This is a genomic window from Streptomyces sp. NPDC086147 (assembly GCF_040702165.1).
GTDB lineage: Bacteria > Actinomycetota > Actinomycetes > Streptomycetales > Streptomycetaceae > Streptomyces.
In genome coordinates this window covers 400,120-415,442 of record NZ_JBFBJO010000004.1, presented here as the reverse complement: position 1 = coordinate 415,442, position 15,323 = coordinate 400,120, and the positions used below count along the sequence as shown (strand labels likewise).

The following is a 15,323-nucleotide window of genomic DNA, read 5'->3' as shown; positions in this document are numbered from 1 at the left end:
GAATTCGCTCCGCTCCCCTTCTCCTCGGCCGCCGTTGGCGCTACGGTCTGCCGGACCCAGTGGGAGCGATTCCGTCCGGTCGGCACACCGTCGTGGTGTGCCCTCGCTGTGAGGACTCGCTCATGCGACACCTTGCGCATCCCGCACGCCCCGAACGCCCCGTACGTTCCGCGCACTTCTCGTACCGCTTACGCCTCTTACGTCCGTCCACGCCGCTCGCGGGAGCGGCGCTCACGACGGCGAGTACCGCTCCCGCCCCCGTGGATACGGCCTCCGGAGCCGATGGCCGCACCCGCATGCGCGGTGGAGCACACGGTCGCGGGAACGACACCCCCGTGGCCGCACGCGTGCCCCCGTTCGCGGGGGAGAGCGGTGAGGACACCCGCGGGCACGCGTTCGTCGGCCGCACCGTGAAGTGGCGCGACGACCGCGGCCCGTCGTACCCGGGCCGGACCCGGAACACCGGCGACCGCGGTTCCGGGCCCGCCCCGATCAGTGCGTACGGCGGCGCCCCCACCGCGTTCGACACCGGGCCGCGCGACCGCCCGCGCGCCCTCACCCCCTGAGCGTCCCTTCCCTCCCGATCGCCCCTCCCGGCGGTCGGCCCTTCACCCGATCGCCCCTCCCGGCGATCGTCCCTTCCCAGTCGAGAGGAATCCCACCCGCATGAGCCGCACCCGTCGCACCAGCCGCACCGCCCTCCTGGCGGCGCTCGGCCTCATCACGGCCACCGGCGCCACCGCCACCGTCCTCGGCTCCGCCACCGCCGGCGCCGCCGCCCCCGGCTGCAAGGTCGACTACCGGATCACCAACCAGTGGAACACCGGCTTCGGCGCCGACGTGACCGTCACCAACACCGGCGACCCGGTGGCCTCCTGGACCGTCGAGTGGTCCTACGCCGGGAACCAGCAGGTCACCCAGGGCTGGAACGCCACGATCACCCAGTCCGGGGCCGCCGTCACCGCCAAGAGCCTCTCCTACAACGGGGCGCTGGCCACCGGGGGTTCGACCTCCTTCGGCTTCAACGGTTCGCACAGCGGCACGAACGCGGTGCCGGCGACCTTCAAGCTCAACGGGGTCACCTGCAACACGACCGTCCCGCCCACGGATCCGCCCACCACTCCCCCGACGACCCCGCCGCCCACCACCCCGCCGCCCGGTTCCAAGGCCGACAACCCCTACGCCGGCGCCAAGGTGTACGTGAACCCCGAGTGGTCCGCGAAGGCCGCGGCCGAGCCGGGCGGCACCAAGGTGTCCAACCAGCCCACCGGCGTCTGGCTGGACCGGATCGCCGCCGTCAACGGCTCCGCGACCTCCATGGGCCTGCGCGCCCACCTGGACGAGGCCCTGCGGCAGAAGGGCTCCGGCGAGCTCGTCGTCCAGCTGGTGATCTACAACCTGCCCGGCCGCGACTGCGCGGCCCTCGCCTCCAACGGCGAGCTGGGCCCGACGGAGATCGGCCGCTACAAGACCCAGTACATCGACCCGATCGCCGCGATCCTCGCCGACCAGAAGTACGCGGGCCTGCGGATCGTCACCACCGTCGAGATCGACTCGCTGCCCAACCTGGTCACCAACGTCAGCGGACGTCCGACCGGCACGCCCGACTGCGACGTCATGAAGGCCAACGGCAACTACGTCACCGGCGTCGGCTACGCCCTGAACAAGCTGGGCTCGATCGGCAACGTCTACAACTACGTGGACGCCGGTCACCACGGCTGGCTGGGCTGGGACGACAACTTCGGCGCCTCCGCCGAACTGTTCAAGCAGGCCGCCACCGCCGAGGGCTCCACGCTCGCGAACGTGCACGGCTTCATCGTCAACACCGCCAACTACAGCGCCCTGAAGGAGGACCACTTCAAGATCGAGGACAACGTGAACGGCGTCTCCGTGCGCCAGTCGAAGTGGGTCGACTGGAACCGGTACACCGACGAGCTGTCGTACGCCCAGGCCATGCGCGCCAAGCTGGTCTCGCTCGGCTTCGACGCCAACCTCGGCATGCTGATCGACACCTCCCGCAACGGCTGGGGCGGCACCGCCCGGCCCACCGCCCCGGGCGCGACCACGAACGTCGACACGTACGTCAACGGCGGGCGCTACGACCGGCGCATCCACCTCGGCAACTGGTGCAACCAGTCCGGCGCGGGCCTCGGCGAGCGGCCGCAGGCGGCGCCCGCCGCGGGCATCGACGCGTACGTCTGGATGAAGCCCCCGGGCGAGTCCGACGGCGCCAGCAAGGAGATCCCGAACGACGAGGGCAAGGGCTTCGACAGGATGTGCGACCCGACGTACACGGGCAACGCCCGCAACGGGAACAGCATGTCGGGCGCGCTGCCGGACGCCCCGATCTCGGGCCGGTGGTTCTCGGCCCAGTTCCAGGAGCTCCTGAAGAACGCCCACCCGGCGCTGTGAAGCCCGCGCCGTAACTCCCGTGTCGCGACGCCCGCGACGTGACTCCCACGCCGCAAAGCCCGCGTCGCAGCACCCCGTACGGGAGTAACCCCGCGGTCCGGAATCCACCGGGCCGCGGGGCCCGTCCCCTCAGGACGACTCGCGCACCACGAGGTCCGTCGGCAGTACGTGCCGGCAGGGCTCCGTCCGCTCCTCCGCGATGCCCCGGACCAGCATCCGCGCCATCGTGCGGCCCATCTCCTCGATCGGCTGCCGCACGCTGGTCAGCGGCGGGTCCATGAGCCGTGCCACCGGCGAGTCGTCGACCCCGACGAGGGCCACGTCCTCGGGCACCCGGCGGCCCGCCTCCCGCAGGGCCCCGCGCGCGCCGGCCGCCATCACGTCGGAGGCGGCGAAGACCGCGTCCAGGTCCGGTCGGCGGTCGAGCAGCAGCCGCGTGGCCCGCCGGCCGCCCTCCTCGGTGAAGTCGCCCGCCGCGACCAGCTCCTCGTCGGGCGCGAGACCGGCCTCCGCGAGGCCGGCCCGGTAGCCGCCGAGCCGGGCGCGCGCCACGTACATGTCGAGCGGCCCGGTGACGGTCGCGATCCGGCTCCGGCCGCGTCCCACCAGGTGGGCGACGGCCGCCCGCCCCGCCCCGATGTTGTCGGAGTCCACGTACGGCACGGGTTCGGCCTCCGTGCGGCGCCCGTTCATGACGACCGGCAGGCCCAGCTCCCCGATCCGCTCGGGCAGGGGGTCGTCGCCGTGGACGGAGGCGAGCAGCACCCCGTCGACGCGCTGGGCCGCGAGGTACTGCTCGAAGCGCTGCCGCTCCTGCTCGCTGCGGACCAGGGTGAGCAACAACTGTTTGTCGTGTTCGGCCAGTTCGGCGCTGACCCCGCGGATGAGGTCGAGGAAGTAGGGCTCCGCGAAGAGCCGGGCCTCGGCCTCGGGGATGACGAGCGCGATCGCGTCGGTGCGGCTGCCGGCCAGGGCGCGGGCGGCCTGGTTGGGCACGTAGCCGAGTTCCGTGACCGCTCTGGCGACGGCCGTCCTGGCCCGTTCGCTGACCCGGGGCGAGCCGTTGATGACCCGGGAGACCGTGCCCCGGCCGACCCCGGCCCTGGCCGCGACCTGTTCCAGGGTGGGTCTGCCGCTCTGCCGTCCGTTCACGACCCCACCGGCTCCCCTCGTAGGCAGAAGTGCTGTTCAAGCGGCTCCCACAGAGGATGGGAGCGCTCCCACATTAGATCACCCGAACCCCTCCGCGCCATGAGGTGCGCCCGGGAGATCGTCCGGGAGGCGGGGCGACCGGGGCGCCGGAAGGGCGCGAAACCCCGGGAAAACCTTCCGGTAACGAATCCGCCTTCACGTCTTGACACTCGCACCCGGCAGGCAGCAACCTTCCGGCAACGACGTGGGAGCGCTCCCATATGGGGGGCGCGAAACCCGCCACGGGTCCGGGCCGGCCGCCGCCGAGCCGCGTTCAGCCGACCGGATCCCCCCGGCGCACAACGAGCACCACCTTGGACGAGGAGAGTGGAATGCGCACTTCCAGCAGCAGACGCGGGCGCCGCACGGCGGTCGCGGCGGTCGCCGCCGTCATGACCGGCACGGCCCTGCTCACCGGCTGCGGCGGCGACGACGGCGACGGCGCCAAGAGCGGCGGCACGATCACGCTGCGGGTCGGGACCTTCGGTTCCTTCGGCTACGACGACAAGACCGGCGCCAAGCTCTACGCCGAGTACGAGAAGACCCACCCCGGCATCAAGATCGAGGAGTCGAACGTCGCCGACGGGCAGAAGTACTGGGACACGCTGAAGCTGCGCCTCTCTCGCAACAGCGGGCTCGCGGACGTCCAGGCGATCGAGGTCGGCTACATCGCCGAGGCGACCGGCTCCACCATGGCGGACAAGTGGGTCGACCTGGGCAAGGAGGGCGGCGCGAAGCTCGACGCCTTCCTCGACTGGAAGGTGAAGCAGGCGACCACCGCCGACGGCAGGGTGATCGGCCTCGGCACCGACATCGGCCCCATGGCCGTCTGCTACAACAAGGACCTCTTCGCCAAGGCCAAGCTGCCCACCGACCGCGACGCCGTGGGGAAGCTGTGGGCCGGCGACTGGTCCAAGTTCCTTGAGGTCGGCAAGACCTATCAGAAGAGCGCGCCCGCCGGGACCGCCTTCCACGACTCGGCGAGCGGCCTCTTCAACGCGGTCGTCTCCAGCGACCCGGTGCAGTACGCCGACGCGAGCGGCAAGCTCGACTGGGAGAACAGCCCCGGCGTGAAGAAGGCCTGGGACACCGCCGTCTCGGCGGCGCGGGACGGACTCACGGCCAAGCTGCGCCAGTTCGACGAGAAGGGCACCTGGAACGCGGCCTTCAAGAACGCGAAGTTCGCCACCGTCGCCTGCCCGAGCTGGATGACCGGCATCATCAAGGACCAGGCCGGACCCGCCAACCAGGGCAAGTGGGACATCGCCGCGCCGCCGGTGGCCGGCAACTGGGGCGGGGCCTTCCTCGCCGTGCCGAAGTCCGGGAAGCACGCCAAGGAGGCGGCCGAGCTCGCCGCCTGGCTGACCGCCCCGGAGCAGCACGCCAAGGTGTTCGCTGTCAACGGCAACATCCCCTCGTCCAAGGACACGCTCACCTCGGTCGCCGTCCAGGAGGCCAGGCTGCCGTACTTCGGCGACACCCCGGTCGGCAAGATCTTCTCCGGCGCCGCGGCCAGGATCACGCCCGCGAGCATCAGCCGCTGGGACGGCCAGGTGAAGACCTTCCTCACCGACAACGGCATCCTCGACATCGAGCAGCGCGGCACCGACCCGGCCAAGGCCTGGGAGAACGTCAAGAAGCTGGTCGACGACAAGATCGACCAGTAGCGGGGGCCGCGTGCCGGTCCGCCGCCGCCTGCCGGGCGGCGGACCGGCACCGTCCGCACCAGCGCACGCATCGACCTGGAAGGACGCCCCCGTGGCCACCTCCGTCCGGGCGCGGTCCGACGGCTTCCCGCCGCCCGCCGACCCGCCCTCCTCCCCCGGCCCGCGCGGCCGCCGCCCCGCCCCCGGCGGCTGGCGCAGCACCCTCTACCGCTGGGACCTGAAGGCGGTCCCGTACGTCTTCGTCGCCCCCTTCTTCCTCACCTTCGCCGCCTTCGGCCTCTTCCCGCTGATCTACACCGGCTGGCTCTCCCTGCACCGGGTGGAGCTCGGCGGCGGGGCCGAGTGGAAGGGCCTGGAGAACTACACCGACCTCGCGACCAGCGAGTTCTTCTGGAACGCGCTCGTCAACACCTTCACCATCGGGGTCATCTCGACCGTCCCGCAGCTGCTCATGGCCCTGGGCCTGGCGCACCTGCTGAACTACAGGCTGCGGGGCCGCGGCTTCTTCCGGGTCGCGATCCTCGCCCCGTACGCCACCTCGATCGCGGCGGCGACCCTGGTCTTCGCCCAGCTGTTCAACACCGACTACGGGATGATCAACAGCCTCCTGGAGTGGACCGGCGTCGGCCCGGTCGACTGGGAGGCGTCCAAGTGGCCCGCGCAGATCGCGATCTCGACGATCGTGACCTGGCGCTGGACCGGCTACAACGCGCTGATCTACCTGGCGGCCATGCAGGCCGTGCCGCAGGACCTGTACGAGGCGGCCTCGCTGGACGGGGCCTCGCGCTGGCGCCAGTTCCTCAGCGTCACCATCCCCTCCATCCGCCCCACCATCCTCTTCACGATCGTGGTCTCCACCATCGGCGCCACCCAGCTCTTCGGCGAGCCGATGCTCTACGGCGGCAGCGTCGGCATCAGCGGCGGCAGCGGCAACCAGTTTCAGACGCTGAGCCTGCTGATGTACGAGAAGGGGTGGGTCACCGGCGCCCTCGGCCAGGCCTCGGCCATCGCCTGGGTGATGCTGCTGCTCCTGCTGATCGTCGGCGGCGTCCAGGCGCTCGTCTCCCGCCACAACCGCAAGAAGCTGGGAGGCTGACCCATGGCGCGCACCCTCGACACGCCCCGGCCGACGGGCCCGGCCACAGAACGGCCCGCGCCCGGCCGGCGCTTCCGCCAGTCGGCCGGCCGGCAGCACCACGCCGGACCGCTCACGTACGTCCTGCTCGCGCTCGCCGCGGTGGTCTCGCTCTTCCCGCTGTACTGGAACGTGGTCGCCGCCTCGCACACCGGCGAGCGGGTCGTGGAGGCCCCGGCGCCGCTGCTGCCCGGCCCCCGCCTCTTCGACAACCTCACCTTCGCCTGGAACCAGGTCGACATGGGCGAGGCGCTGGTCAACACGACGATCGTGGCGAGCCTGGTGGCCGTGTCCACCGTCCTCTTCTCCACGCTCGCCGGCTTCGCCTTCGCCAAACTGCCCTTCCGGGGGCGGACGATGCTGCTCTCGCTGGTGGTCGCCACCATGACGATCCCGCCTCAGCTCAGCGTCATCCCGCTCTACCGGATCGTCACGGACCTGGGCTGGGTCGACCAGCTCCAGTCGGTCGTCCTGCCCTCGCTCGTCGCCGCCTTCGGCGTGTTCTTCATGCGCCAGTTCCTCGTCGAGGCGCTGCCCGTGGAGCTGGTGGAGGCGGCCCGGATGGACGGCGCGCACAGCCTCCGGGTGATCTGGCACGTGGTCTTCCCGGTGGCCCGGCCCGCGATGGCGGTGCTCGGCATGCTGGTCTTCGTCCAGTCGTGGAACGACTTCTTCTGGCCGTTCATCGCGCTCACCCCGGACGGCAGCCCCACCCTCCAGGTGGCGCTCGCCGGGCTCGGCGCGGGCAACCACAGCGTGGACCACGCCATCGTGCTGACCGGCGCCCTGATCTCCACCGTGCCGCTGCTGCTCGTCTTCGCCTTCCTCGGCAAGCACATCGTGGGCGGCATCACGGCCGGCGCCGTCAAGAGCTGACCGGCCCCTCCCCCACCACAACGTACCCGTCCCGCACCAGCGTTGGGAGCGCCCTCCTATGACCGCGTCCGAAACCCGGCCGCTCACCGCCACCCGCTCGTTCCCGCCCGGCTTCCTCTGGGGCGCGGCCACCGCCGCGTACCAGATCGAGGGAGCGGCGGCGGAGGACGGCCGTACCCCGTCCATCTGGGACACCTTCTCGCACACCCCCGGCAAGGTCTTCGAGGGCCACACCGGCGACGTGGCCGTGGACCACTACCACCGGTTCCGCGAGGACGTCGCCCTGATGTCCGAACTGGGCCTGAACGCCTACCGGTTCTCCGTCTCATGGTCCCGGGTGCAGCCCACCGGGCGGGGCCCCGCCGTCCAGAAGGGCCTGGACTTCTACCGGGCGCTCGTGGACGAGCTGCTGGCCGCCGGGATCGAGCCGGCCCTGACGCTCTACCACTGGGACCTGCCGCAGGAGCTGGAGGACGCGGGGGGCTGGCCGGAGCGGTCGACCGCCGAGCGGTTCGCCGAGTACGCGGGGATCGTCGCGGACGCCGTCGGCGACCGGGTCTCCCGGTGGACCACGCTCAACGAGCCCTGGTGCAGCGCCTTCCTGGGGTACGGCTCCGGGGTGCACGCGCCGGGCCGCACCGACCCGGTGGCCGCCCTGCGCGCGGCCCACCACCTGAACCTGGGGCACGGGCTCGCGGTCCAGGCGCTGCGGGCCGCGCTGCCGGCGGACCGGCGGCAGCTCTCCGTCTCGCTCAACCTGCACGAGGTGCGGCCGCTGACCGGCTCCGCCGGGGACCTGGACGCGGTCCGCCGCATCGACGCCGTCGGCAACCGGGTCTGGCTGGGGCCGATGCTGGAGGGCGCCTACCCGGAGGACCTGCTCGCCGACACCGCGCACCTCACCGACTGGTCCTTCGTACGGGACGGGGACGCGGCGACGGCGAAGCAGCCGCTGGACCTGCTGGCGGTCAACTACTACGCGCCGACCCTGGTGTCGGAGGTCGCGGAGGGCGCGGAGAAGCCGCAGGACGACGGGCACGGCGACAGTCCGCACTCCCCGTGGCCGGGGGCGGACCGGGTGGCGTTCCACCGGGCGCCGGGCGAACGGACGGCGATGGGCTGGCCGGTCGACGCGGGCGCGCTGTACAACCTGCTGAAGCGGGTGTCCGCCGCGTACCCCGGCCTTCCGCTGGTGATCAGCGAGAACGGGGCGGCGTACGAGGACGTGGTCGGCCCGGACGGTTCGGTGCACGACCCGGAGCGGGCCGCCTATGTGCACGCGCACCTGGAGGCGGTGCACCGGGCGCTCGCGGACGGCGTGGACGTGCGCGGCTACTTCCTCTGGTCGCTGCTCGACAACTTCGAGTGGGCGTACGGCTACGCGAAGCGGTTCGGGGCGGTCCGGGTCGACTACGACACCCTGGAGCGGACGCCGAAGTCGAGCGCCCGCTGGTACGCGCGGGTGGCGCGGTCGGGCGAGCTGACGGCCCCGGAAGCGGGCTGACCGTCCTCGGACGCGGGTCGGGGCAGGAGACGCGCGGAGGGCCGTGCCGGATCACCGGCACGGCCCTCGTGACGTTCCGGGCGCCTGTCAGATGTCGATCACCCGGTAGCCGATGACGTAGACGCCGCCGGAGCCCTCGACGGTGCGCCACTGGGTCTCGGCGCCGACCTCGGTGCCGGTGACCAGGGTGGCGCCGAGCTTGTCGTCGCCGCTGGTCGTGTCGTAGTCCCACAGGGTCAGGGTGCGGGCCTGCTGCTTGCCCAGGATGAGGGCCGCGCTGCTGTTGCCGTCGGCCATGGAGCGGACGTAACCGGTGCCCATGGTCTGGTACTTGAGGCTGCCGCCGGGCCAGACCTTGACGGCGTTGCCGTTGGCGTCGGTGATCTTGAGGTAGGCCTCGTCGTGGTCGCCCTCACTGTTCTTCTGGCAGTGCAGCTCGACGAGTTCGATCTTCACGTAGTCGATCGGCTCGGCGTGCGCGGTGCCGGCGAAGGCGCCGAGGCCTCCGAGTCCGAGCAGGGCGGCGGCGGCCAGTCGGGCGGCTCGGTTCTTGCGCATGTGGTCCCCCCACACAACGGGTCACGGGTGTGACGTGGATTCCGGTCCGCCTTCCCCGGCGGTCCCGGTGTGCCGTTTCCCCCCGGCACGACATCCACTGTGCCCCGCTCCCCCGGCCCGGTTCTACGCGCGTTCCACTGGCCGGAACAGGCGCCGTCGGAGAGTTCCGTCAGGGTGCGAGGACGGTCGGCGGGAGCGGTCTCCGCCGGCCGCCGCCGGCGAGCGCACGGGTGATCGCGGCACCGGCCCCGGCGACGGCGTGGGCGAGCGCGTCGAGCCGGCGGCCCGCCGGGACCATGGCGGCGAGGGCGGCGACCGTGCGCCCGTCCGGGGCGCGGACCGGCAGCGAGGCGCAGCACACCCCTTCCATCACGTCCTCCCGGTCGAGGACGGCGCCGCCCCTCAGGGGTCCCCGCAGGGCCTTTCCGGCGGCCGTGTCGAGCCGGAACGCGAGTCCGTCCCGTACGGGCAGGAGGGGTTCCAGGTCCCCCGGCACCGAGCCGACCGTGAGCGCCGTCTCCTCGCGCATCACGACGAGGACGACGCTCGCGCCGGTGGCGGCCCGCAGGCGCTGGAGCGGCAGCCTGGCGGCGGGGCGGAGGCCGGGGTGGGGTTCCCAGGCCTGGCCGAGGCGGTAGAGCTGGGGGCCGACCCGGTAGCGGTTCCCGGTCCGCTCGACGGCGCCGACGCCGACGAGTTGGTCGAGCAGCCGGTGGACGCTGCCCTTGGGCACCCCGCAGGCGAGGGCCAGTTCGGTCACCCCGGCCTCGTCGCCGTTCCGGCGGAGGGCGTCGAGCAGAGCGAACGCCCCTTCGAGCACCCCCCGGCCGCTCCGGCCGCGCGGGCCCCGCTCGGCTCCGTCCCGCGCCTCGGCCGCCCCGGCGCGGTCCGCCCCCGGCTCCGTACCCGTATCCGTATCCGTATGCGTGTCCATGAGTCCCCCTCACGTCGTACACCCGGCCGTGGTCCCCCGACGGCACGGCTCCGGGCACGTCTTCCACCATGCCGCAGACCGGACGTTCCGGCGAAGGGGCTCGGACCGCGCGTCGTGGCGCGAACACGCCGATGTTCCGATACGTCCCCTCTAGGGTGTGCCCTCATGAAAGATGCGCTTCCATCCGTTTTCCGCTCCCGTCGCCGGGCCGTCGGCTTCACGGCCGGGGCCGTCGCCGCGGCGGTGTTCGCGACCGTGTTCGCGACCGCTCCGTCCCCTCCGGCGTCGCCGTCCGTGCCCCGTCCCTCCGGGCAGGACGCCAAGGCCCGGGGGAATCCCTGGATCCGTCCCGCCGGGGCGCCGTTGACCGTGTTCGCCCACCGGGGGGCCTCCTCCGCCGCGCCCGAGAACACGCTGGTCGCCGACGAGGTCGCCCGGCGGGGCGGGGCGAAGTGGATCGAGAACGACGTCCAGCCGAGCAGCGACGGCGTGCCGTACGTCCTGCACGACCCGACCGTCGACCGGACCACCGACGGGACGGGCCCGATCCGCTCCCTGACCTCCGCCCGGCTCGACGCCCTGGACGCGGGCTCCTGGTTCGCCCCGGTCTACGCGGGCGCCCGCGTCCCGACCCTGGCCGCCCAGCTCGCGGACCTGCGGGAGCGCGGCGGCAACCTGCTCCTGGAGATCAAGGGCAGGCACAGCCGCGAAGAGGTGGCCCGGATCGTGCGGGAGGTCGGGGAGCAGGCCATAACGCGCCGGGTCTTCGTCCAGAGCTTCGACGTCGCCTCCCTGCGGTACGCGCGCGAGCTGGCGCCCGAACTCCCGCTCGGCCTCCTGCGCTCCGCCCTGGACCCCGATCCGGTCGCGCTCGCGCGGGAGCTGGGCCTCACCGCGTACAACGTCTCGCACACCGTCCTGACCGACCGGCCGGAGGTGGTCGGCGAGCTGCACGCGGCGGGCGTGGCGGTCAACGTCTGGACGGTCGACGCCCCCGCCCGCTGGAAGACGATGGACGCCCTCGGCGTGGACGGCGTCATCACCAACCGGCCCGCCGAGCTGGTGGGCTGGACGGCGGGGCGGAGCGCGGGCTAGGGCCTGTCCGGCCCAGGACCGGAAGGGGCGGCCCCGGACCGGAAGGGGCTGCCCCGATGTGCGGGCGGTCGCGCCGGGTCAGGAGGGCGTGCCGGTGCCCGGAGCGGGGCCGTCGAGTTCGGCCAGGAGGTCCGGGTTGACCACGCGCAGGATCGTCGCGATCCGGTCGGGGTCGGCGGCGGGCCAGAGGACGGCGCGGGCCGCGCGGTACTTGGCGGCGAGCCGTTCCCGCTGGCCGGGCGGGAGCCCGGCGGACCGGTCGGTGCGGCTGTTGTGCGCGTTGTCGGCGATCTTCACGAGGGTGGCGTCGGGGTCGGCCGCGATCTGCCGGACCTTCTCCTCGTACGTGAGGTCCGGCCGGTTGGTGACGGCCTCGACGAGGGCGACGACCCGGTCCGGGATCCCGGCGGCGCGGAGCCGCTCCGCCGTCCACGCGGTGTCCTCGACGACGTCGTGCAGCAGACCGGCCATGGCCAGGTGCGTGCCGAGGGGTGCCAGGCCGGCCGCGACGGCGCGGACGTGTTCGACGTACGGGACGCCGGTCTTGTCGACCTGTCCGGCGTGCGCGCGGTCGGCCAGTGCGTCCACCTCGGCGAGAGTCTTCATGCCCCCATCATGGCGGGGCGCGGCGGACGGCACCGCGAGGGGCCCCGGGCTCCCGACACATGTTTGTCATACGGGAACGGGAATGCCGGTCCGGGAGGGGCCCGTTGCCGGGTGCATGAATCTCGGAGCAACGCTCAGTTCGACCTCCCGTCAGCTTCCGATCGACGACACGGTGCGGCTCGCGCGGGAGGCGCGCGACGCCGGCCTGCACTCCGCGTGGTTCGGCCAGTCCTTCGCGTACGACTCGCCCTCGCTCGCCGCGATCGTGGGGCGCGAGGTGCCGGGCCTCCAGGTCGGTACGGCCGCGATCCCGGTCTTCGGCCGGCACCCGCTGGTCGTCTCGGCCCAGGCGCAGACGGCGCAGGCCGCCACCGGCGGCCGCTACCACCTCGGGCTCGCCCTCGGCACCCGCCATCTGACCGAGACCGCCTTCGGCCTCCCGTACGAGCGGCCGATCGGGCTGCTCAGGGAGTTCCTCACGGCCCTGCGTCCGCTCCTGGAGACGGGCGACGCCGACTTCCACGGAGAACTGCTGACCGCCACGACCCCGTACTCGGCGTCGGTGCCGGGCGCCGAGCCGCCGGTGCCGGTCCTGGTCGCCGCCATGGGACCGCAGGCGCTGCGGGTCAGCGGTGAACTCGCCGACGGCATCCTGCCGTTCCTGGCGGGCCCCCGGGCGCTCGCCGAGCACATCGTGCCCGCGGTCAACGCGGCGGCCGGGGCGGCGGGCCGTCCCGCGCCCCGGGTCGTGGCCCTCGTGCCGGGGGTGGTCACGTCCGACGCGGACGCCGTGCGGGAGGCCTCGGCCGAGGCCCTCGCGCTCTACGAGAAGATCCCCTCCTACCGGCGGGTGATCGAGCTGTCGGGGGCCGAGCGGGCCGCCGACCTGGCCCTGATCGGCGACGAGGAGACCGTGGCCGCGGGGATACGGCGCTACCGCGAGGCGGGGGCGACGGAGGTGGTGTTCACCGCGACGGAGGTGAACGGCGAGGAGGACCGGCGCCGCACCTGGAAGCTGCTCGGGGAGCTGAACACGCCCTAGTTCCCGCCCGTCGGGGTCCGTTCCGGTTCGGCCTCGCCCTCTCCCTCGGTGTCCAGGTGGGGCAGGATCCGGTCGAGGCGGCGGGGGATCCACCAGGCTTGGCTGCCGAGGAGGGTCATCACGGCGGGGACGAGCAGCAGGCGGACCACGGTGGCGTCGATGAGGACGCTGGCGGCGAGGCCGAGGCCGAGCATCTTGACGACGATGTCGTCGGAGACGATGAAGGCCGCGAAGACGCTGACCATGATGAGCGCGGCGCAGGTGATGACGCGGGCGGTGATCTCCAGGGCGTGGGCGACCGCCGCCTTGGGGTCGCCGGTGCGCAGCCAGGCCTCGCGGACGCGGGACAGCAGGAAGATCTCGTAGTCCATGCTCAGGCCGAAGACGATGGCGAACATCATCATCGGGACGTAGCTCTCGATGGGCACCTTGCCGGAGACGCCGAGCGCGGGTCCGCCCCAGCCCCACTGGAAGACGGCGACGACCACGCCGTAGGAGGCGGCGATGGAGAGGACGTTGAGGACGGCGGCCTTGAGGGCGACGAGGAGGCCTCTGAAGACGATCAGGATGACGAGGAAGGCGAGGCCGACGACCACGGCGATGATCAGCGGGAGCCGGCTGGACACGATGTCGAGGAAGTCGACCTGGGCCGCGGTGGTGCCGGTGACGTAGGTCTTCGCCTCGGTCCCGGCCATCGCCTGCGGCAGCACGTCGTCGACGAGGTGGTCGGTGAGCTGAGTGGTCCGCTCGTCCTGCGGGGAGGCGACCGAGTAGGCGGTCCCGACGAGGACCTGGCCGTCGGAGGTGGTCTGGAGGGGGGTGACGGAGGCGGCGTCGGGGACGTCGGCGAGGGACTGCTGGAGCTTGCCGGCGAGGGCCGCCCGGTCGTCGGCGGGGACGGCCGACTGGTCGACGACGAGGGTCAGGGGGCCGTTGGCGCCGGGGCCGAAGGCCGTGGAGACGAGGTCGTAGGCCCGCCGGTCGGTAAAGGACTCGGGATCGGCTCCGTCGCCGATGTGGCCGAGCTGGATGAAGAGCAGCGGGAAGGCCAGGACGAGGAGGGCCAGGACTCCGCCGGTCAGGAACCACCAGGGGCGCTTCTCCACCCGTTGGGCGTAGCGGTGCCAGGTTCCGTGGGCGGGCGCTCCGGGTTCGGCGTCGGTCTCCGCGACGGGCTTGCGGAGGTGGTAGCGGTCGATGCGGCGGCCGACGAGTCCGAGCAGGGCGGGGACGAGGGTGAGCGCGGAGAGCACGGCGGTGACGACGGTGAAGGCGGCGGCGAGGCCGAGTTTTCCGATGAAGGTGACGCCGGAGACCCACAGCCCTGACAGGGCGATGATGACGGTGCAGCCGGAGACCAGGACGGCGCGGCCGCTGGTGGTGGTCGCGAGGCCCGCCGAGTCGGCGGGATCGTGGCCGTTCATGAGGTTCTGGCGGTGCCGGGTGATGAGGAAGAGGGCGTAGTCGATGCCGACGCCGAGTCCGATCATCGTGGCGAGGGTGGGCGAGACGGTGCCGAAGGTGAAGGCGGCGGCCATGAGGCCGAGGAGGGCGAGGCCGCAGACCGCCCCGAGGAGCGCCGTGACGAGGGGCAGGGCGGCGGCGATCAGGCTGCCGAAGCCGATGACGAGGACCACGATCGCGACGGCGAAGCCGATGGCCTCGCTGGTGCGGTCGTCGGTCTCGGGGCGGGCCAGTTCGCCGAGGGTGCCGCCGTACTCGACGGTGACGCCGGCGTCCCGGAGCGGCTGGACGGCCGCGTCGACGCCGTTCAGGTAGTCGGCGCCCAGGGTGGAGGGCTGCACGCCGAAGCGGACGGTGATGTAGGCCGTCTTGCCGTCGGTGGAGAGCGGGCCGGTATTGGGGGTTCCGGCGGGGGTGGCGGGCGGGGTGGTGCCCGGCGGCGGCAGCGGGTTCTGGGCGCTGAGGACGTCGGGCAGCTTCTCCAGGGCCGCGACGGCGGAGTTGACGGCGGACGCCTCGTCGGTGAGGGGACCCGAGGGCCGGTTCAGGACTATCTGGGCGCCGTAGCCGCCGGCCGCGGGGTCGTGCGCCTTGAGGACGTCGAGGCCCTGGGCCGACTGGACTCCGGGGAGGTCGAAGTCGTCGGAGTACTGGCCGCCGACGGCCCGGTCGATGAGCTGGAGGCCCACCATGGCGGCCAGCCACAGCACGATGACGACGACGAAGTGGCGGGCGCACCAGTGACCGGTGCGGTAGAGGGCGCCCTTAGGCGATGACGGGCGGCCCTCGGCCGGGCTTCCTGCGTTCATGGCGTGGCCGTGTCCCGGTAGGGGATCCCC

13 protein-coding genes are annotated in these 15,323 nt (G+C 72.8%); 8 read left to right on the top strand and 5 right to left on the bottom strand.

All coding sequences use genetic code 11. From position 1 onward, the window contains the following. Window positions 1-335: 335 nt before the first annotated feature. Window positions 336-566 (top strand): hypothetical protein, encoded by a 231-nt coding sequence (locus tag AB0398_RS12610; RefSeq protein ID WP_366374302.1) that lies wholly within the window; start codon window positions 336-338, stop codon window positions 564-566. A 100-nt stretch (window positions 567-666) separates the two neighbouring features. Then, a complete protein-coding gene (locus tag AB0398_RS12605; protein WP_366374300.1) occupies window positions 667-2,412 on the top strand; it encodes a glycoside hydrolase family 6 protein in 1,746 nt (581 codons plus the stop codon). Between the two features lie 129 nt (window positions 2,413-2,541). Here AB0398_RS12605 and AB0398_RS12600 read toward each other — a convergent pair whose 3' ends face one another. Continuing rightward, a complete protein-coding gene (locus AB0398_RS12600; RefSeq protein WP_366374299.1) occupies window positions 2,542-3,564 on the bottom strand; it encodes a LacI family DNA-binding transcriptional regulator in 1,023 nt (340 codons plus the stop codon). Between the two features lie 371 nt (window positions 3,565-3,935). On the opposite strand from AB0398_RS12600, the gene AB0398_RS12595 reads away from it, so the two are divergent. From AB0398_RS12595 to AB0398_RS12580, 4 genes are all read left to right on the top strand, one after another. Next, window positions 3,936-5,270 carry an ABC transporter substrate-binding protein gene (locus tag AB0398_RS12595; protein WP_366374297.1) on the top strand — a complete coding sequence of 445 codons (1,335 nt, stop codon included), beginning with the start codon at window positions 3,936-3,938 and terminating at the stop codon, window positions 5,268-5,270. A 91-nt stretch (window positions 5,271-5,361) separates the two neighbouring features. Beyond that, window positions 5,362-6,366, top strand: coding sequence for a sugar ABC transporter permease (locus AB0398_RS12590; protein WP_366374295.1), 1,005 nt, complete (start codon window positions 5,362-5,364; stop codon window positions 6,364-6,366). A 3-nt stretch (window positions 6,367-6,369) separates the two neighbouring features. Then, window positions 6,370-7,281, top strand: coding sequence for a carbohydrate ABC transporter permease (locus AB0398_RS12585; protein WP_366374294.1), 912 nt, complete (start codon window positions 6,370-6,372; stop codon window positions 7,279-7,281). A 58-nt stretch (window positions 7,282-7,339) separates the two neighbouring features. Then, a complete protein-coding gene (locus tag AB0398_RS12580) occupies window positions 7,340-8,785 on the top strand; it encodes a GH1 family beta-glucosidase (RefSeq protein ID WP_366374292.1) in 1,446 nt (481 codons plus the stop codon). A gap of 87 nt (window positions 8,786-8,872) precedes the next feature. Here the strand turns inward: AB0398_RS12580 and AB0398_RS12575 are convergent, their stop codons facing one another. Further along, on the bottom strand, window positions 8,873-9,343 hold the full coding sequence (locus AB0398_RS12575) for a hypothetical protein (protein ID WP_366374290.1): 471 nt from the start codon (window positions 9,341-9,343) through the stop codon (window positions 8,873-8,875). Between the two features lie 169 nt (window positions 9,344-9,512). Beyond that, window positions 9,513-10,277 (bottom strand): helix-turn-helix domain-containing protein, encoded by a 765-nt coding sequence (locus tag AB0398_RS12570; protein ID WP_366374289.1) that lies wholly within the window; start codon window positions 10,275-10,277, stop codon window positions 9,513-9,515. A 369-nt stretch (window positions 10,278-10,646) separates the two neighbouring features. Here AB0398_RS12570 and AB0398_RS12565 point away from each other — a divergent pair, with 369 nt between their 5' ends. Then, window positions 10,647-11,372, top strand: a complete 726-nt coding sequence (locus tag AB0398_RS12565; RefSeq protein ID WP_366374539.1) for a glycerophosphodiester phosphodiesterase family protein — start codon at window positions 10,647-10,649, stop codon at window positions 11,370-11,372. A 78-nt stretch (window positions 11,373-11,450) separates the two neighbouring features. Here the strand turns inward: AB0398_RS12565 and AB0398_RS12560 are convergent, their stop codons facing one another. Next, complete coding sequence (locus AB0398_RS12560) at window positions 11,451-11,978, bottom strand: HD domain-containing protein (protein ID WP_366374287.1); 528 nt, start codon at window positions 11,976-11,978, stop codon at window positions 11,451-11,453. A 115-nt stretch (window positions 11,979-12,093) separates the two neighbouring features. Between AB0398_RS12560 and AB0398_RS12555 the strand changes: the two genes are divergently transcribed. Continuing rightward, entirely contained in the window at window positions 12,094-13,020 is a 927-nt protein-coding gene (locus tag AB0398_RS12555) for a TIGR03564 family F420-dependent LLM class oxidoreductase (RefSeq protein ID WP_366374286.1), read from the top strand. On the opposite strand, the gene AB0398_RS12550 is transcribed toward AB0398_RS12555, so the two are convergent. After that, complete coding sequence (locus AB0398_RS12550) at window positions 13,017-15,293, bottom strand: MMPL family transporter (RefSeq protein ID WP_366374284.1); 2,277 nt, start codon at window positions 15,291-15,293, stop codon at window positions 13,017-13,019. The genes AB0398_RS12555 and AB0398_RS12550 overlap by 4 nt on opposite strands. Window positions 15,294-15,323: the final 30 nt, after the last annotated feature.